Here is a 20,798-nt window from a genome sequence, read left to right on the forward strand (position 1 = left end):
GCTACTTTTACCAACAGGGGATGAGAGCTATAAGTCAGATTCAGTCTAGCTCTTAGCCATCTTGTCACCCCCCCAGGGAATCACCGAAGAATTAACTTGTTTGATATTTATTATTAAAAAATATTAAACAACTCGGTTTATTTAACAAACCGAGTTGCTAGAATTTTAGGAAAAATGCAGCGGAGTCAATGCGCTTTGGTATTAACGAGAAAGACTCAGAAAATCTACAGCAGTCAAAGAATTATTAGCCCCAAAAACCTGAGCCAAAACCTGACCAGTCTCCGCAACTTGCAGCAGTGTGGCATTCGCCGTAAAGTTAATTTGCAAAGCCTCAAAACTCAAGCCACCAGCCAGGACAAACTTATCACTTCCTACGGAAAAATTGAGCACTGTATCCATACCGCTATTAGCGCTTAACACAAACTGATCGTTCCCAATACCTCCAATCAAAGTATCATCTCCCCCATCACCAAACAGCCAGTCATCCCCAATACCCCCATTGAGAATATCGCTATCTTTCCCTCCGTAAATAGTGTCATTACCATCATCACCGTTGAGAGTATCTTGACCTTCATTGCCGTATAACAGGTCATCGCCACTACCACCGTTAATACAGTCTTGCTGGCCGTCTTCACCCACAGCGCCTCGCAGATTTTCCCCGCGATCGCCACTAATGGTATCGTTACCCTCATCACCGCACAAAATATCGCTGCCGGAGTCGCCGTAGATCGAGTCATCCCCAGCATCTCCCTGTACTACATCGTCATCCTTGCCTCCACGAAGGGTATCGTTACCAAAACCCCCACTCAGAGAGTCGGAACTCTCACCACCATTGAGAAAGTCATTGCCATCTCCCCCAAATAGCAAGTCGCGGCCGTTGGCATCCAACACTAACTGGTTTTGCAAGCCACCGTAAAGCGAGTCGTCTCCCTCGTCGCCGACAATGGTATCGGAACCGAGTTCGCCCCAAATCCGGTCGCTGTCTTTGCCGCCGTAAATTAAGTCGTTACCTTTGCCGGCAAAAATGCTGTCGTTACCGCTGCCGCCACCGATGATATCGCCGGTGTCGTTGCTGAAAATTAAGTCGGCTTCTTCGGTGGCAATTGTGCTGCCTTGTTGAGTGCCGTAGTCACCGAGTATGGTGTCGGAACCTTGATTGCCGTAGAGAGTATCCGAGTCAGTTTCGCCAAAAATGCGATCGCCCCCTTTGCCTGCAAACACCCAATCCCCTCCGTTGCCGCCCAGCAAGGTGTCGTCTTGTTCTTGGCTGTTAAGTACGTCGTTGCCATCACCTCCCAATAGCAAATCGAAGCCGTCGGGGTCACTGTCTAGGGAGTTGAGTACGCCACCAAACAAAGAGTCGTCTCCGTTGTCGCCGGAAAGGGTGTCCGGGCCTTTGTCACCCCAGATCGAGTCGTTGTCGATGCCACCATAGGCGATGTCGCCAGCTTTGCCGGAGTAAACGGTGTCGCTGCCTTGAGTGCCCGCAATGGCGTCGCTTGAAGACCCGCCGAAAATCAGGTCGCCGTCGTTGTCGCTCAAGTCGATGTTGTTGCCGTTGTCGCCGACTATGGTGTCGGCACCGCGATCCCCGTACAATGTGTCTCCATTGCGATCGCCAAAAATGCGATCGTCTTGTTTGCCACCAAATACGGCGTCGGTTTCTTTGCCGCCGTAAACGATGTCGTCGCCCTTACCTGCTGCGATGAAGTCTCGCTGTTGGTCGGCGTAAACGATATCGCTGCCGCCTTCACCTAACACTGTGTCGTCGCCGCCTTTGGAGAGAAACAGTTGGTTAGTTTCGTTTCCTGTTAAGGAATCGTTTCCGAGAGTGCCTAGTATCGTGTTTTGGATGTCGATGAGTTGGGCGGCGTTGGAGTCGAAGTTGAGTATTTGCGAAGGCTGGGGTTGGATAAATGTGAAGTTCGGGGGCCCTTTCAAGGGGTCGCAACCGCAACCGATATCGGGTTCGGGTACTCGGTTGAATATAGGGGTTGGTTCTGGGGCGGGTTCCGGCGCGGGTGTTGGCGCGGGTGTTAGTGTTGGTTCCGGCGCGGGTGTTGGTGTTGGTTCCGGCGCGGGTGTTGGTTCCGGCGCGGGTGTTGGTTCCGGCGCGGGTGTTGGTATTGGTGTTGGTTCCGGCGCGGGTGTTGGTATTGGTGTTGGTTCCGGCGCGGGTGTTGGAGTTGGTTCCGGCGCGGGTGTTGGTATTGGTTCCGGCGCGGGTGTTAGTGTTGGTTCTGGGACGGGTGTCGGTTCCGGTTCTGGGACGGGTGTCGGTATCGGGGCGGGTGTCGGCGTCGGCGCGGGTGTTGGTGTTGGTTCTGGGACGGGTATCGGTTCCGGTTCTGGGACGGGTGTTGGTTCTGGCGCGGGTGTCGGCGTCGGCGCGGGTGTCGGCGTCGGCGTTGGTTCCGGTTCTGGGACGGGTGTTGGTTCTGGCGCGGGTGTCGGCGTCGGCGTCGGCGCGGGTGTCGGCGTTGGTTCCTTCAGGGGAATGAGAGAGACAGTGGCGACTGCCGCACTGGTGGCGCCGAGGTTGTCTGTAGCGCTGTAGGTGAAGTTTGCCCCTGTGAAATTGCCGGACGCCTGGAAGAACAACTCGGTAATTTGCTCGGCTGTTAGGGTTTGACCAGCCGTGACCCGCACTCCCTGGCTGGGATCACCCAAGAACAGCGTGCCCTCATTGGCGGGCGGCAAGGTGTTGATGGTAAAGGAAACCACCGTCCCGTCTGGGTCGGTTCCTCCGAGTCCGGGGATGTTCACGGTTGTTTCCAGCAACAAAGCGACGCTTGAGTTGTTGGCGACGGGTGGCTGGTCGCCCGTCGCTAATAGTGCTAGCAGGGAGGCTGTAGCGGGGGCTGGACTGATGGCGCCGCGGCGGTCTGTGGCGCTGTAGGTAAAGTTGGTGGCTGCGAATTCGCTGGTTGCTTGGAAGAATAACTGGCTGATTTGAGTTGTGCTCAGTCTTTGGCCTGCCGTGATCCTGATTCCCTGGCTGGGATCGCCCAAGAACAGGACGCCTTGATTAGTGGGTGGCAGGGTGTGGATGGTGAAGAATTCGATCGAGTCGTCGGGGTCTTTGGCCGTCAGCCCTGTGAGGTTGACGGTGCTGTTTGGCGCCAGGGTCTTGCTGAAGTTTGTGGGTACCGGCGGGTAGTTGAACGCCAGCGACACCAGAGAAACTGTGGCTGCAGGACTGCTGCCACCGAGATTGTCCTTGCTGGTGTAGCTAAAGTTTGCCCCTGTAAAATTGCCGACCGACTGGAAGAATAACTGCGTCATTTGCTCGGCTGTCAGGGTTTGACCAGCCGTGACGGCGACTCCCCCCGTTGCGGGGTCGCTCAAGAACAGGACGCCTTGATTTGCCGGCGGCAGGGTGCTGATGGTGAATGTAACCACTGTGCCGTCTGAGTCTCTGCCTCCGAGCCCGCTAATTTGGACGACGCTGTTGGGCGCTAGCGCAGCGTTGCTACTGTTGGCTGATGGAAGTTTGTTGGGTGTTGCCTGCGCGCTGATGGCGGTGGTGACAGTGGCTCTGGACTCGGAACCGTTGTTATTGCTGGGTTTGGGGTCAAAAGTGGTCGATCGGCTCTGGGAAGTATTGCTAATGGTGCCCGTCGCTGGAACGACTACTGTTACCTCGCGGTTGATGTTGCTGCCGCTAGTCAAACTGGGAATTGTTGGGAAGGTGACAACCCCTGTCACGGGGTCGTAAGTGCCGTTATCGGATGCGCTGACTCCCGTTAAACCGGGAATGATGCTGTCTGTAATCACTACGTTTTCAGCAGCATTCGGCCCATTGTTGGCGGTAGTTATAGTATAAGTTACGGAACTACCAGCAGGAGCAGATGTGAGACCGCTTTTGGACGTAACCAGGTCGGCCACAGGATCGATCGAGGTGATGACTCGGCCCCCCGCCTCACCGGGCACTGCTACTGTCGAACCGTTGTTGTTCGTTAAGTCAGGGTCTGGAGTGTCCGACCGGCTCAATACAATGTTGGTGATACTCGTCAGGGTAGGCGGCGGTACAAAAATTAGGCGGCGGGTGACACTGCTGCCGCTGGCTAAAGTCGCGATCGCTGGGAACTCGATCGTCCCTGTGGCAGGATTGTAGGTTCCGCCGTCGAATACGGTGACTCCCGTTAAGCCGGGAATCAGGCTGTCGGTGATGACTACGTTGGTCGCGGGACTCGGCCCGTTGTTGGTAGTAGTAATTGTATAAAGGAGCGTGTCGCCCACCTTGATGCTGGCCGGAGCCGTTTTTTGGGTGACAACATCGGCCACAGCATCGATCGAGGTAGTGACGGTGGCGTTGGGGTTTGTACCGTTGTTGTTGGCCGGAGTGGAGTCGGGAGTGATGGAGGTACTTCTTGCCGTGTTGCTGATGGAAGTTAGGGTGGGCGGTACTTTGAAGCCGATCGTCCGGGTGACTGTCTCCGCGTTGGCGATCGCCACGGGCCCGAAGGTGACAATGCCTGTCGCTGGATCGTAAACGCCGCCGTTAGATGCCGTGACTCCGGTTAACCCGGGAACTATGCTGTCAGTGATGGTTACAGCTTCTGCAGGGCTCGGCCCTAAGTTGACTGTGGCGATCGTATAGCTGACCGAGCTATCGGCCGTAGCACTCGTAGAGCCGGTTTTGGTGGTTGCCAGATCCGCGTTGGGCGCAATACTTGTCGTAACCGTAGAGTTAGTGGGAGTGCCGTCTTTGTTGGTTGCCGAGCCGTTGTTGTTAGTGGCGATCGGATCGAAAGTCGCCGCGCTACTCCGGGCGGTGTTGCTGATGTCGGTACGGGTGGCTGGGGCAATGAAACTGATGGTGCGGGTCGCAGTAGCCGCATTTGCCAGCGCTGTCAGTGCTGGGAAGGTGACAATGCCCGAAACTGGGTCGTAACTGCCGCCGTCCGATACGCTGACTCCTGTTAAACCCGGAATAATGCTGTCAGTGATGGTCACATCGGCAGCGGGGTCTGGCCCTATGTTAGTGGTAGTCAATGTGTAGGCGACGCTTGACCCGGCCGAAGTAGTCACAGGGCCACTTTTGGTAGTAACTAAATCCGCGACTGTATCGACAACTGTGGTAAAGACTACACCAGGCGCCTCGATTTGCCCTGGCCCAAGCACACCGCTGTTGTTGCTAAGGTCGGGGTCGAAAGTCGAGCTAGTGCTGAATGCAACGTTGGCAAAACTCCTACCGCTGGTTAAACCGGGCGGCAAATCAATTGTCAGGGTGTAAGTCAGAGTCTCGCCGGCATTGAGCACCGGAATTAACGGCCAGGTGACAGCCTTGGTTTGGTTCACGTAAGTGCCGTTGTTGGAGGCATTGAGAACCGGGGGCAATCCGCCCGGACGCAGCAGTTCTAAAGGTATTTCGTCTTGAATCAGAACATTTGTAGCAGGCGCTGGCCCCTTGTTTACTGTAGTAATCGTGTAGGTAATGCTGCCTTCGGACTTGACGAACTGCGGGCCGGTCTTGATAGTGGCAACCTCAGCGGCGATACTCGGAGGATTGATAGTTTCAACTACCACGTTTTGAAGTTCGTGAATGTTGTTGGCGCCTCCGGTGGAACTGCCAAAACCAAATTTGAAAAGTGGCGGTACTGGGCCGTTTTCGGTGGCCAAGTTGGGGATGTCGATCAATGTAGTTTCGTAGATGTCGTCGAAATTTTCATCGAAAGCAACGGTGAGGCGAGAGGGATTCACCGGATCGTTAGATGGATTCAGCGTAATTTGAACGGATCTTTTGGCTAAATTGCGATCGCTCGTGAACGTATTGCTGAAGTTAAAACTGCTGCCGGGTTCAGGGCCACTAAAGTCAATGCTCGTAGGAATGTTATCGATGCCGAAGGGAACGATCGCATTTGTTAAAAACTTATAACCATCTGCTTCCTTGCCTCTAACCGTTACTGAATCAGGTCTGAAAGAACCAATAGAGGAGCCGGGAATCGGAGGTGGCTGCGGGCCGGAGCGCCCTTCTGTGGATGTGGAAAAATTGCCAAACTCGTCAAGTCCAATGCCTAAATAACCTCCCTTAATACCGGGTATACCCGTTCGTGGAGCGTAGGCCAGAGAACCACCATAACCCCCAGTCCTTGTTGGGCTAACAGTGCCGTCAATCAAGAAGAAACCCAGACCATCCCCTGGCTGAGGGCTAATAAAGGGGCCCTCAGCCCTATATTGCTGGTTTGAATTGTAAGAATAAAAATCAAACTGGACTCTGAGACCGTCGGTTGAAGGAATGGGGTTGTTGTAGATGACAAAGGCTTCCCTATCACCTGCTGCTGGAGTTAATTGCAGAGCGCCATCCCCGGGAGTCGAACCGCCCAAAGCCGGAAGTACGCCGGATACTGTGCCTCCGGTAATGCCGGGGATACGTTGATTGGCTGCTGGAACCCCGCTGGTGGGATTGAACAGTGCCCCGTTGTTTCCCCCGTAAATCCAAGGCCCCCTAACTGTGGAGTTTTTGAAAGTTTCGTTAACTAATGTGCCGAGGGCGTAAGGGTAGGCTTCGAGCACTTCTTTTTCAATGGCGATTCTCGCTTTTATTTCCCCGGTCGCAAATTTTAATTGCCAGTCGCCGCCGAGTGCCGCACTCCCCGTCAAGTTGTCGGAAGCTGCAATATCTGCACCGACCATCAAGCTCAGCCGCCGCACGAAGGCCTCGCCGCTTTCCCCCGCTGCGACGCTGCACCCGAATAACAAGATATCTCCTCTCTCGCTGAGGGCTTTTCCCCACTGCTGTAACAAATGGCTGTAGGTTTCTAAGTTCTCGTTGCAGAGTTCGATCGACCCTAGCTGCACCCCCGCTTCTCGACCGTGAGAAACTATCTGAAGGCTGTCTAAATCGCTGTAATTAGCCAAAATTCTAGTAATTTGCTCGACTCCATCCCGCGTCGAGTCCAGTACAAATACCTCTGTATCGGCTGTTGCTCCTCTTGCCAAGCTGTCGCCGTTCTCTACTCTGGCATCGAGGAACAGTACATTTTTTAGAGTCCGAGGGGGCAACCACGGGGGGTTTGCCCCTACGGTTGCTCGCAAAAATTCTCTGTGGGGATGCCCAATTCTGATGTCGCCACGAAGTTTCTGGGACAGGAAACACTCCTCTGTTTTTACTTGTTTTATTGGTTTTTTCTGATGATAAGTTGCTGTTGATTGGGAGTTAGCGCCCGCAATCCTTGCGGTGGAGTCACATATTTTGGGGGCGATAAAAATTGGTTTGTTGCAGATGCTTTGCATGGTCAAATTGGCTCACGGATTGTAGATGATGTACCCATTTCCCGATGATCATTATCACCTATTGAAAAGGTTTAATTGCAGAGTAAGAGGCTCTGCTGCTTGACTTGGAACAAGAGCAAAAAGCGAATTTTACTCAGCACAAAGCAGTGCTATATTGATATTTGATAGCATTGCCAATATCGCCGGCAGAAGCGCTGAGGATTTGGGGGTTAAATCCCCATAATCTCTCTATCGGGTGATATTTAGCCTTCGGCTTTTTTCTTTTCTGTTAGCGACTGTATCTGTTACACGCTTATCTCTTACATAGCGCAGTAGATAATAACACGAGTTCTCAAAAATTTACTTAATGAGGTTTTCTGTACATCGTCTAATGCACTTTAATCTGCAGAGAAAATTCCCTATTTCTAGATGTATAAACCTGGTTTGAGGGACGAAAAGACTTCTTTGCAGCCCTCGCTCCCGGTAAACAACTAGGTTTCTTTGGTTTTGGTGTGCAAGCCCTGTTCACAATAGCAACCAGACATTAATTAGGGAGTTATAGCCGTGACATAATTATGGCGGCCGTGCCCGAAGTGTTATTCAACTGAAATCTTGTACCATTCTCAATAAGCCTTCTATGGGGGGTTCTCCTGCCCAACCCATAAGAAAATTCACTTGTTGTGAAACAGGCCGGAAAGCCTATTCTTGAAAATGGTGCAACATATGAGATTCAATTGAAATTGGCATACCCTGTATCGACGAAGCGTCTTAAAAATTCATGACTTGGAGTCTGGAGATAGCAATCTAGGTTTGAGACTGTTTCGCTACGATCGCAAAAACAGATTAGTGCCGCCCACAAGCAACTTCTCAAGTTGTCAACTTAGAGTCTTCGAGCTGGTTTCTGTTTAAGATAAATGCTCGGGACAATGTTTCGTGCATAATTTTTTATGATGTTTTGGAGAAACTGATTTGGAGATTTGCCCCTCAGCTACTTACGATTTTTGTTGGCTAATTTTCTTAACAGCAGGAGTTACGCCCAGAAGACTAGAAACCCAATTTATTCCTAGGTTTTTCGCCGCCCAACCAAAATTTATCATCTAAACTTGGTTTCTGATCGTAAATCCTCAACTAGAAAAACACCGCTCGCAATCCGCCACTTATGGCAACTGTAACCAAGCAATAATGCTCGATTAGGTTTTAATTGCTGAGTTTTGGCGTGGGTCGTCCAAAACAAGCTCCAACAAGAATCATTACACGTAAGTATATATTAACTCATTGATTATTACATCCCCAAATAGGCATAGATACAAGCATCAATATAAGCTATATCTTTTCACCGCGAACGTCAAGAGTTCTGGCTTGGTAGTACCGACAATCTTGACAGGGCCCTGAAGGATTGACAGCGCAGCGAATGTAATTAGAGCGGGCGTTATACTCGCAAGTGATATCGCCGATCGGATAACCCAGACCTTGTATGTAGGTGCGATCGGCAGTTGCTAGTTGAGTTCGCAGGGATCTATTGGCTACCGCAAGTCTGGCCGCTGCAATTCTGTCGCGAGCTTGTCCCTGGGCAGAGCGCATCACCCACAAAGACAGCAGCGAGGGAGCTAAACCTATGAAAATAATCAGGAGAGCAGTTAGCACTTTTTCAGAGCTTATGTGGAGAATATTTGTTTTAATTTAGGCGATCGGCAACAGAAAATCATCCCCGAAAAGACGGTTTTAAATCACAAAAGTTCCGAGCCAAGTCTCAAACTATTAAGCCGTTAAGCGTTAACGGTTAAGCGTTTACTGGCGGGTGAGGAGGGCGCGAGCTGTTGGCGCCACTTTCTTCGTAAAGCGCATCGCCACGGCCCAACAAAGCCAGAAGCCCAGGTAGGGTGTGATATTATGTTCAGTCAATTACCCGCAATAAAATAGGTTTGTAGTGACGACTGCAAGTCCTGATAAAAATCAGAGGACTTGGATTCATCACTACAAACGCGAGATCGGTTATTTTACAGGACTAGATATGAGAAACCGGGTCGAGTTCAAAAACAACCAAGTCAGAACATGGGGCAGCTATTCTTTGAGAAACCCGGTTGCTCTCAAAAACCCAAACGGTTAAACCTTAGCAACATCCCCCGCTAAATCCATCAACGAACCCGCACCTTCCACCTTAGCAACATCTAACAAAGTCTTCAAAACCGAATCGGGATTCAAACTAATCGAATCAATTCCCAACTCAACCAAGAAACGAGCAAACTCAGGATAATCGCTGGGCGCTTGACCGCAAATCCCAATCTTGCGATCGTACTTCTTGGCGGCTTTAATAGCAATTTCTACCATTCGCTTGACAGCTTCATTCCGTTCGTCAAAAATGTGCGCGACTAAAGCAGAATCCCGGTCTAATCCTAATGTTAGCTGAGTTAAATCGTTAGAGCCGATCGAGAATCCGTCAAAAACTTGGGCGAATTCGTCAGCAAATATCACATTGCTCGGCAATTCGCACATCACATACACTTGCAAGCCGTTCTCGCCCTTGACTAAACCGTTTTTTGCCATCTCTGCCAACACTTTTCGGCCTTCCTCCGGGGTGCGACAAAATGGAATCATCGGAATCACATTTGTCAAGCCCATTTCATCGCGAACTCGCTTTAATGCTTTGCATTCCAAAGCGTAAGCTTCGCGGTAATTTGGGTCGTAGTAGCGAGAGGCGCCGCGCCACCCGATCATCGGGTTTTCTTCCTTGGGTTCAAACTGCCGCCCTCCCAAAAGGTTAGCATATTCGTTGCTCTTGAAATCGCTCATCCGCACGATGACTGGATTTGGATAAAATGCGGCGGCAATTGTGGCAATTCCGTGGGCGAGTTTGTCGGTGAAGAAATCGGGTTTGTGTGGGTAAAGTGCTGTCAGTTCTGCAATCTCTTCTTTGACTGATTCATCTACCAATTCGTCAAAGTGAATTAGTGCCAGCGGGTGTGCTTTAATGTGATTGGCAATGATGAATTCCAGTCGCGCCAAGCCTACGCCGTCGCAAGGAATTGCTGATAAACCAAAGGCTTCTTCTGGATTCCCGACATTCATTAAAATTTGAGTGCGGGTGCGGGGTAAATTCTCGATCGCAGTTTCTTGAATTTCAAAAGGAAGCAAACCGGCATAAACTTTGCCTTCGTCTCCTTCTGAACAAGAAATCGTGATTTCTTGCCCGTTTTTCAAGATTTGGGTGGAGTCGCCGGTGCCGACAATGGCGGGAATTCCCATTTCTCTGGCGATGATGGCGGCGTGACAAGTGCGGCCGCCGGAATTGGTGACGATCGCACTTGCTTTTTTCATAATCGGTTCCCAATCGGGGTCTGTTTTGTTGGTAACTAAAACTTCTCCTGATTGAAATTCAGCGATTCTGTGAACATCTAAAATCACGCGGGCTTTTCCTTGTCCGATTGATTCGCCAACGGCGCGTCCTTTTGCTAAAACTGCACTGGTGCCTTGCAATTTGTAGTTTCGCAAAATTTTAGCCGACTTTTGAGATTGTACTGTTTCGGGCCGCGCTTGGACGATAAACAATTCGCCCGTATTGCCGTCTTTTGCCCACTCAATGTCCATCGGGGTATAAGTTCCGCGCACTTTAGAGTAGTGTTCTTCGATGATGACTGCCCATTTTGCTAGTTGCAGAATTTCATCATCTTGTATGGCAAATTTATTTTTTTCGGCTGCTATGACGGAGACGTTTTTGGTGTATTTAGAACCGCCGATATCGTACACCATTTTGAGTGTTTTGCTGCCGAGGCGTTTGTCTAAAATGGGCAGAAAACCTTGTTTTAATGTTGGTTTAAAGACGAAGTATTCGTCGGGGTTGACGGTGCCTTGGACGACGTTTTCGCCTAATCCGTAGGCGGCGGTGACTAATACGGCGTTTTTGAATCCGGTTTCGGTGTCGATGCTGAACATGACGCCGGAGGATGCTAAGTCCGATCGCACCATTTTTTGGACGCCGACTGATAGGGCGACTTCAAAGTGATCGAAACCTCGCTGTTGGCGGTAGGAAATCGCGCGATCGGTGAATATGGAAGCAAAGCATTTGTGACAGCATTCGAGGACGCCAGCGCAAGCTTGGACGTTGAGGTAGGTTTCTTGCTGTCCGGCGAAACTGGCGTCGGGTAAGTCTTCGGCGGTGGCGGAGGAACGCACTGCTACGTCTGTACTGTCCCCGTAGCGATCGCACAATTTTTCGTAAGCATCCGCGATCGCCGCTTGCAGTTCTCGGGGAAACGGTGTGTCCAGAATCAGTGCCCGCGCTTGCTTGCCTTTTTGTCGCAGGTTTTGCAAATCTTCTACGTCTAAATCGGCAAAAATTTCGCGCAATTTAGCTTCTAAACCCGCTGACTGGATGAAGTAGCGGTAAGCGTGTGCTGTAGTTGCAAATCCGCTGGGAACTCTGACTCCTTGGGCGGTTAACTGTTGAATCATTTCGCCTAAAGAAGCATTTTTTCCGCCTACTAATGGGATGTCGCCGATGCCGACTTCATCAAACCACAATACTAAGGCTTTTTCTTTCGTAATTAAAGCTTGTTTTTCTTGAAGCGCTAATTTTTTTAGCATTACTTTTTTCCTCTTAACTTCATCTCTCTTAGGTCTAAAGAGAGTAAACAAATGACATTAAACAAATTACTGTCATTTCTGAAACGTAGTTTTGTCGCCAAAAATATTTAAATTTTCCCGATGCTCTATCCAGCAGATTTTTTGATCCCCTCTATTTAAAGACTATCACTTTTTTGCTAAATAGCAAGACCTGTGGAGAAAATTTATTTGATTGCAAAAAGTAAAGAAATAGCAGTAAGGAGTTTCTGTAAGCTATCATAAAAAAATGGTAAAAATCTGAAGATCGAATATACTTGCCACCGCTTTTTTGGCGCTGAGCGCACATTGGTGCGGGGATATCGCTTGGAGGGTGTTGCTAGCGGAATTGAAAGACAACAAAGGATGGGGTGCGATCGCGCGATCGGCTGACCCCGCCCAAAAACGGATACAAGTTTCCTACAGGAGTCCTGATTGGGCAAAAATTTTATACTAAGGTTCAAGCTCCCCGATTCATTTGTGGAGTAAATCTAAAATCTAAAATCTAAAATCCACTGACCGGGGTGCTAGCTCAAAAAAACACAACACCCAGCAGCTTAGTTTTTTCCTGAAACTGAGATCCTAAAAATCGTAAAATTTTGGTCTCTAATTGCGTGGATCTACTTAGAGCCAAAAAACAGTCGCATAGAGTGGATTGTAATTATTGAACCACAGAGTTTTTAACTTGGAGCGGCGGGATTTTGAGCGAGGGAATTATTTATATGCTATAATAGTTAGCTCGACTGCTTTATGACAAAGAACAAGGTATATGATATCAGTTTTGAGCCCCCCCGCAAAGCGAAACGGCTTTAAAGTTCTTCTGGTCGAAGACAATCAAGCAGAAGCCGATCTGATCGAAGAATTATTATTAGAAACAAATGTCAGTAGAGCCGAACGCCAAAGGCTATCAGTAACTTGTACAGACCGTCTCAGCAAAGCGCAGAAACTTTTGGTCGGCGAACATTTTGATGTGATTTTACTAGATCTTTCGCTGCCCGACAGCCAAGACTTAAATACAATTGTCAAAATACAAGAATATAGCCTAAATACTCCGATTGTCGTACTGACGGCCCGCAACGATGAAGAGCTTGCTGTGCAGTCAATCCAAGCCGGAGCTCAAGATTATTTAGTCAAGCGAAAAATCGACAGCGAAGTGTTAATTAGATCGCTTCGCTACGCAGTTGAGCGACAGCACAACCAAGAAGCTTTACGAAAAAGCGAAGAAAAATATCGGTCGGTAGTGGAGAATTCTCTCGTCGGAATAGCCATTCTGGCTCCTCCTATTTCCCCCTCAGCCCCAGAAAAATGCCAGTGGTTGGAAGCGAACGATGCTTTGTGCGATTTGCTGGGATACGATCGCCAAGATTTTTTGCACGAGAATTGGGATAGGTGGGTTTTTCCTGAAGACGTGCCGCCTAGCTTAGAGCAATTAAATAAAATTTTTGCAGGGGAGAGTGAAGGCTATGTTTTAGACCAAAGGTGGCGCCAAAAAGACGGAAAAACAGTTTATACTAGAGTTTCCCTGCGCTGTATTCGCGCCCGAGACGGCTCGATCGACCACCTGATTAAAGTAGTCTTGGACGTGAGCGATCGCTACCGTTACGAAGCTCAATTAAAAGCATCAGAGGAGTTTTTAAATCACACGATTAATTCTACTCCTGACCCGATTTTTGTCAAAGATGAGCAGCACAGATGGATCGTTTTAAACGATGCTTTTTGCAATTTGATAGGAAAAAGGCGCTCGGAACTGATTGGCAAGTCAGGATACGATTTTTTTCCCCCAGCTCAAGCGGCTTTTTTTTGGCAACAAGACGAGCAAGTATTGCAAAGATGTATTTCTCAGGAAACGGAAGAAAATTTTACCGATGGCGGCGGAAAAGAACGCATTATATCTACCAAAAAAACAGTTTTTAACAACGCCGACGGTCGTAAAATGTTGGTCGGAACAATGCGAGATGTTACCGAATACAAACGCCAACAAATTGCGTTGCAGGAAAGCGAAGCTCGATTTCAAATAATGACCGATAACGTGCCGGGAATGATTTATCGATATCGGCTTTATGTAGATGGTAAAACATCTTTTACTTACGTTTCTTCCGGCAGTTGGCAGCTCTATAATTTAAAACCAGAAGAAATAGAAGAAAATGCCACTTTGGCTTTTGCAACAGTTCACCCAGATGACATCTCAGACTTGCAGCGCTCGATCGCAGCTTCAGCGGCGACTCAGCAAGCTTGGCAACACCAATGGCGGCAAGTTATGGGAGATCGAGTGAAATGGCTGCAAGGCGCGTCCAAACCAGAAAAGCAAGCCAACGGCGATATAGTTTGGGACGGTTTGGTGATGGATGTTACGGAATTAAAACAAACCCAGCAAGACCGCGATCGATTTTTTAATCTCTCCCTGGATTTACTTTGCATTGCAGGTTTTGATGGCTATTTCAAACGCATAAACCCCGCTTGGTCGAATTTATTAGGTTATAGCGGTAATGAAATCTTAACCAAACCTTTGATAGAATTCGTCCATCCAGAAGACCTAGAATTCACTGTAGCGGAATTAGAAAAACTTAAAAAAAGCCACCCTGTTATTAGCTTAGAAAACCGCTATCTTTGCCAAGATGGTACTTATAAATGGCTGTCGTGGACAGCATCGCCGTTTGCAGAAGAAGGTTTGATTTATGCAGTGGCTCGCGACGTTACATTTAGCAAGCAAGCTGAAGCTGAATTGCGTAAGAGCGAAGCCACCAACCGTGCTCTTTTAAATGCGATACCAGACATGATATTTCGCTGTCGGGCAGACGGCACTTTTGTAGACTTCAAACCTGCCAAAGATTTCGAGAATATCCTACCACAAAAAGCACTGATTGGTAAAAAAGCACAAGACCTATTGCCGACTGCTTTTGCTGAAAAAATCTTGTCCGGCAATCAACAAGCGATCGACAATGGCGAGATTCAATTCGTAGAATATCAAATGCCAGTTAATGGTGAACTGTACGATTTTGAAGCGAGAATTGTTTTCTGCACGGAGGACGAAATTATCGCGATCGTCCGCGATATCACTCAACGCAAACGCTCTGAGTCAGTCCTCCAGAGGCAAGCAGCAGCCATGGCCCAAGCTTCCGAAGGTATCGCCATATTCAGTGCCGACAAAGAGGTGATTTATTGCAACGCAGCCCGAGTAAAAATCTACGGTTACGACTCTCTCGAAGAAATCTTAGGTAAAAGTTGGAAAACATTCTACCAAGGTGCAGAGCTGCAAAGGTTCGAGCAAGAAGTGCTGCCGACTTTAGTGCAGAAAGGTTCTTACAGCACCGAAGCAGTAGGATGCCGTCGCGACCGCTCGGAAGTCCCTATAGATGTCTCGCTGACAATGCTGCCCGGCGGGGAAATCATTTGCATTGTTCGCGATATTTCCCAAAGAAAAAAAACAGAAGCAGCACTGCGAGAAAGCCAGCGGTTCGCTCAACAAATTGCTGAAGCAAGTCCTAATATGTTGTATGTTTATGACTTAATAGAACAAAAAAATATCTATGCGAACGCTTCTATATACCGCATTCTCGGCTATACAGTAGAGGAGATTCAGGCAATCGGGCCGTGGATGATGTCAACTTTAATGCACCCGGAAGATGCAATCAAAATACCTGATTATTTACAGCAAGTCGAAACCGGTGCGGAAGGGGATATCTTTGAAATTGAATACAGAATTAGGCACAAGGATGGTTTTTGGCGCTGGATTGTCAGCCGAGATACTGTATTTGCAAAAACAGCAGATGGTAAGTTAAAACAAATTCTCGGCACGGGAACTGATATTACAGAAAGCAAGCAAGCAGAAGATGAAATAAAGCTGTTGCTGGCAGCAACTCAAGCCATTAGTCAGTCTGCAGATTTTCACAGCGCCCTCCCACATATCCTGCGGTTGCTGTGCAATGCGATCGGCTGGAATTTTGCGGAAGCTTGGATACCGACTGCTAATGGTAATTTTTTGGAACACAGCGAAACTTGGTACGCTAGCGATCGCGATTTAGATACGTTCGGCCGCGAAAGTAGAAAAATTAGATTCGCCGCCGGAGTGGCAGTACCTGGACGGATTTGGTCAACCAGAAATGTAGAATGGATCGAAGATATTTCTCTCGCTAAAAATCATCTTTTTGCCCGATCGCAAATGGCGGCATCAGTCGGATTGAGAGCTTGTTTCGGAGTGCCAATTCACGCTAGCTCAAAGGTGCTGGCAGTTTTAGTATTCTGCAAGCGCGAGCGCTCGATTATGGAACCGCGTATTGTAGAGTTGGTTAAGGCTGTAGCGACTCAGTTGGGCGATCATATTCAGCGCAAACAAGCCGAAGAAGAATTGCGTAAAAGTGAAGAACGCTGGCAGTTAGTTCTCAAAGGCAATCAAGACGGAATTTGGGATCTGAATCTTCAAACAAATGAAGCTTTTCGCTCGGCCCGCTGGCACGAAATTATCGGTTACGCAGAGGGCGAAATAGACAGTTGCAACCGCGCATGGATCGATCGCATCCATCCAGACGATCGCTCACGAGTGCAAGCAGCGATCCAAGGTTATCTCGATCGCCAAACCCCCACTTACGCCGCCGAATACCGCTTGCAGTGCAAAGACGGTAGCTATAAGTGGGTGCTCGCCCGCGCTCAAGCAGTGTGGGACGAAGCCGGAAACCCTCTGCGGATGGTGGGTTCGATGACGGATATCAGCCATCGCAAAGCAGCAGAATTAGCTTTACTGCAGGTCACTCAAGCCGTCGAAAGTACCAGCGATGCGATCGTGATCGCCGACTTGAAAGGGCGATCTATTTACCACAATCAAGCCTTCATTCAGCGCTACGGCTACACGGTGGAAGAACTCAATGATATTGGCGATATGACCGCGCTTTACGTCCGGCATAAAAATTACAAACAAATTTATAAAAGCCTTCGCCAAGGTCGCTCGTGGTGTGGCGAAGTGGCCATGCGAACTAAGAGCTACGAAGCAGTAACTGCTCTCGTGCGAGCCGACAGTATTCAAGATAGTAATGGTAATTACATCGGCTTAATTGGAGTAATTACTGATATCACAAAACGCAAAGAATCAGAAGTAATTTTGCGCCAAAAGTTAAGGCGGGAACACTTGGTAGTAGCCATGCTAGAACGCATTAGATCTTCTCTCAATCTTGAAGAAATTCTTACCAAAAGTGTCGAAGAAGTGCGGCAGTTTTTGCAAGTAGACCGTACTATTATTTACCAATTCAATCCGGAGTGGAGCGGATTTATCGCTGTCGAGTCGGTTGCCGAAAATGTCCGACCAATTGTAGGAACGGAAATTTATGACCCCTGTTTTGGGGCAGCCTACGTTCCTCTTTACCTAGACGGCAGAATTAGAGCCACAGAAGATGTTTGCAATGCCGGCCTGGCCGACTGCCACTTGGCTTTGTTGACTCGGCTCGATGTGAGAGCGAATCTGGTAGTGCCGATTTTGCAAGGCGAAAACTTGTGGGGGCTGTTAATTGCCCACCACTGCACGGGCCCGCGTCCCTGGCAGCAATTCGAGGGAGAGTGCCTAAAACAATTGGGGGTGCAGTTGGCGATCGCCATTCAACAATCGACGCTATTTGAACAAGCACAAACCGAAATTGCCGATCGCAAACTTGCAGAAGCCGCCCTGCAATTAGCTAAAGAAGCCGCCGAATCCGCCAACCGCGCTAAAAGCGACTTTCTCGCCAATATGAGCCACGAATTGCGGACGCCTTTGAACGGGATTTTGGGATACATTCAACTGCTCAAAGTGGAGAAAAACTTTACCGCCGATCAGCAGGAAAGTCTTAACAACATTCACCAGTGCGGCAACCACCTGCTGATGCTGATTAATGATGTTTTAGACCTCTCAAAAATCGAAGCTAGTAAAATGGAGCTGTCGCTGACAAACGTGCATTTTTCCAGTTTTGTTAAAAGTATTATTGATTTGTTCCAGATGCGATCGGCTCAAAAAGGGATTGCCTTTAATTACGAGCAGGTTTCAGCGCTCCCAGAGGGCATTTTGGCAGACGAAAAAAGGTTGCGTCAAGTTTTGATTAATTTGCTCAGCAATGCCGTTAAGTTTACGAACAGCGGCAGCGTTACATTCAAAGTCGGTTATGCAGAAAATTTCCCCGATAATTATCCTCAAACCAAGTGCGAAACTTGTAATTTGACAGCGGAAATTGCCACTAAAACGATGATCGATTTGACCGCGAATTTAGACGCGCAGCAAATGTCGCTCCCGCCGCTGGGAACAAAAGAAGCGCCCGAGGTGATAGCAGCAGACAATACCGGCGATCGTGCCCCTACGCCTAAAATTCGCTTTCAAATCGAAGATACCGGCATTGGCATCGGGCAGAATAAATTAGAAGAAATATTTTTGCCTTTTCATCAAGTGGGCGATCATAACAATTTCGTCGAAGGTACGGGACTGGGACTTTCCATCAGCCAAAAATTAGTCAAAATGATGGGCAGCCAAATTCGCGTCCAAAGTACCTCCGGCAAAGGCAGCATATTTTGGTTGGATCTAGACTTGCCAGCAGTCGCCCAGTGTTCGGAACTCCCCTGCCGGCAAGAAAAAAGGCAGCTTGTAGGTTTTATCGGCGCCCAGCGGAAAGTGCTAATAGTGGACGATCACGAAGTAAATCGCGCCATGTTGCACAGGCTGCTTTTTCATTTAGGCTTTGAAATTGCAGAAGCTACAGACGGCGAAGACTGCTTGCACAAAGCACAGGAATTTCTACCGGATATAATTTTAATGGATTTGCTGATGCCCGTAATGAACGGTTGGGAAGCTACCAGGCGGCTGCGACAGTTGCCGGAATTAAAAGATACGGTTATCCTTGCTTTGTCCGCTAACGTTTACGAGACTACCAAGCAAGAGAGCATACTTGCAGGTTGCGATAATTTTCTCACCAAGCCGATTCAAACTAACGAGCTTTTAGAATTATTGCGCCTGCATTTGAGACTAGAATGGGTTTACGAAGAAAGAGCACAAAGCAAAAAGCGGATCGATCAAACTGCAAAAGCCTGTTCTGAGATTGCTGCTGCTGACTCAACGATGGTGTCTCCTGCCTCAGAGTCAGTCTTGGCGTTGTTAAGATTGGCTGCAATGGGCGATATTGAAGCTATTCTGGAAGAAACTGCTAAACTCGAACATTCTGACGCGACATTAGTGCCTTTCGTTCATCACCTGCGCCAACTTGCTAAAGGATTTCAGCTCAAGCAAATTCGAGATTTTTTGAAGCAACATTTGTCCTAAAATTGACGGTAGCTAACAGACAACTCAAAATCAGTTAAATCTCGCGCGCTGAGTACCATTCTCAATCAGGGGCTCTCCCCTCCCGCGAAGCGACAACTTAATTTGCTTGGGCGGCCCTGACTCGCAGCGGGCTCCTCAAAAAGTGATTGGAAATAAAAGCATCTATGAAGCAACCGGATTTCTAGAGCTGCAGAAAATCACTTGAATCCGATTTAAACTCACAACCCACAACTAAAAAGTAAAAAAATTGAATGTTTCCCTTGAATATGAACGATAAGAATTCCGAAAGAAGCATCATACTAATTGTCGATGATAACCAAACAAATCTGGACGTACTTTTCGAGTTGTTAAGGAATTACGGGTTTAAAGTATTAGTGGCTCTAGACGGCGAAAGTGCGATCGAGCAAATTGACTACATCCATCCCGACTTGATTCTTTTGGATATCATGATGCCAGGAATTGACGGTTTTGAAACTTGCCGACGTTTGAAAGGAGACTCGTCAACGCAAGATATTCCCATCATATTCATGAGCGCCCTTTCCGATACGCCTGATAAAGTAAAAGGCTTTCAGACAGGAGCAGTTGACTACATCACTAAGCCTTTCCAGCACGAAGAAGTTTTGAGCCGGATTCAAACCCACTTGACAATCCGCAGCTTGCAGAAAAAACTCGAAGAAAAAAACCTGGAACTTGCCCACCTCAACCAAAACCTGGAAAGACTTGTTGAACAAAAAACCAAGCAATTAATAAACCAGGAAAAAACAGCCATCATCGGACGTTTGACCCAGGGAATGGTTCACAACCTCAAAAGTCCCCTGCAAGTGATCCAGACTAGCGTCGATTTGATTGAAACAAAAGCCACACAAATTCAAGAAGACTCTCTGTTTAATTATACTAAGTATATATTTCAAGCTGTCACAAAAATCAATCAGATCATGGATACTCTGATGATGAAAAGCCGAAACGAGCAAAAGCAAGATTTGCACCCTGTGAATATCAACGATTTAGTGCAGCGAGAAATTCAGCTATTGGAAGGCAACCTGTATTTTAAAAATAAGATTAGGAAAAAATACTTTTATGACGAAGAAATTGCCAGTATTCCCTTAATTTATTCCTATCTTTCTCAAGTATTTTATAATTTAATCAATAATGCAATGGATGCTATGTGGGAAAAGAAAAGCAGAGAAATAACTATCGTGACTCGGCAAGACGAGTCGAACATATACATGGATATTGCAGATACGGGATGCGGCATATCATCTGAAGATTTGCCAAAACTTTTTGACCCTTTTTACACATCCAAGCCGCCTAAAGGCGAGGAAAAAACCGAAGGGGAACCGACAGGAACTGGCCTAGGACTTTATACTTGTATTGAACTTTTAAAGCCTTTTAACGGTGAGATTGCTATTAGCAGCAATGTCGGTCAAGGCAGCGTGTTTACAGTGGTGCTGCCCAAACCGCAGAAAAATTGAGCGACTCAACTGAGTGAAATGGTGTCCGGTTAGACAACCATAATTAAGTTTGTAATTAAATTTGTAGCAAGGAATGCAAGTCTTGGTTCATCGAGCGAGAGAGGACTTGCATTGCTCAATACAAATAGGCGCTAATTGCGGGCCATTAACCGAACAGAATCTCAGAGCATATAGCAATTCCATTTGAGATGTAAATATGAATTTCTATGGTAAAATAGGAAAGTTTGATAATAAATGAAAGGGGA

5 protein-coding genes are annotated in these 20,798 nt (G+C 48.0%); 2 read left to right on the top strand and 3 right to left on the bottom strand.

Translation table 11 applies throughout. The features are described 5' to 3' along the window. Positions 1–201 precede the first annotated feature (201 nt). From QUA47_RS25540 to ppsA, 3 genes are all read right to left on the bottom strand, one after another. The gene (locus QUA47_RS25540; protein ID WP_333432822.1) at positions 202–7,239 is read right to left on the bottom strand and encodes a DUF4347 domain-containing protein; all 7,038 of its coding nucleotides are present in this window, start codon (positions 7,237–7,239) and stop codon (positions 202–204) included. A 1,302-nt stretch (positions 7,240–8,541) separates the two neighbouring features. Continuing rightward, entirely contained in the window at positions 8,542–8,862 is a 321-nt protein-coding gene (locus QUA47_RS25545; RefSeq protein WP_333432823.1) for a DUF6464 family protein, read from the bottom strand. Positions 8,863–9,321: 459 nt separating this feature from the next. After that, positions 9,322–11,799, bottom strand: coding sequence for a phosphoenolpyruvate synthase (gene ppsA, locus QUA47_RS25550; protein ID WP_333432824.1), 2,478 nt, complete (start codon positions 11,797–11,799; stop codon positions 9,322–9,324). Between the two features lie 784 nt (positions 11,800–12,583). Between ppsA and QUA47_RS25555 the strand changes: the two genes are divergently transcribed. Both QUA47_RS25555 and QUA47_RS25560 read left to right on the top strand, forming a co-directional pair. Then, positions 12,584–19,081, top strand: coding sequence for a PAS domain S-box protein (locus tag QUA47_RS25555; protein WP_333432825.1), 6,498 nt, complete (start codon positions 12,584–12,586; stop codon positions 19,079–19,081). Positions 19,082–19,332: 251 nt separating this feature from the next. Then, complete coding sequence (locus QUA47_RS25560) at positions 19,333–20,553, top strand: hybrid sensor histidine kinase/response regulator (RefSeq protein ID WP_333281085.1); 1,221 nt, start codon at positions 19,333–19,335, stop codon at positions 20,551–20,553. Positions 20,554–20,798: the final 245 nt, after the last annotated feature.

It is taken from the genome of Microcoleus sp. MON2_D5 (assembly GCF_036701905.1).
In the GTDB taxonomy this organism is placed as follows: domain Bacteria; phylum Cyanobacteriota; class Cyanobacteriia; order Cyanobacteriales; family Microcoleaceae; genus Microcoleus.

What these genes read in the sequence shown, in the direction of transcription:
- QUA47_RS25540 (WP_333432822.1), bottom strand. Translation starts at nt 7,239, where the DNA reads ATGCAAAGCATCTGCAACAAACCAATTTTTATCGCCCCCAAAATATGT.
- ppsA (WP_333432824.1), bottom strand. Translation starts at nt 11,799, where the DNA reads ATGCTAAAAAAATTAGCGCTTCAAGAAAAACAAGCTTTAATTACGAAA.
- QUA47_RS25555 (WP_333432825.1), top strand. Translation starts at nt 12,584, where the DNA reads ATGATATCAGTTTTGAGCCCCCCCGCAAAGCGAAACGGCTTTAAAGTT.
- QUA47_RS25560 (WP_333281085.1), top strand. Translation starts at nt 19,333, where the DNA reads ATGTTTCCCTTGAATATGAACGATAAGAATTCCGAAAGAAGCATCATA.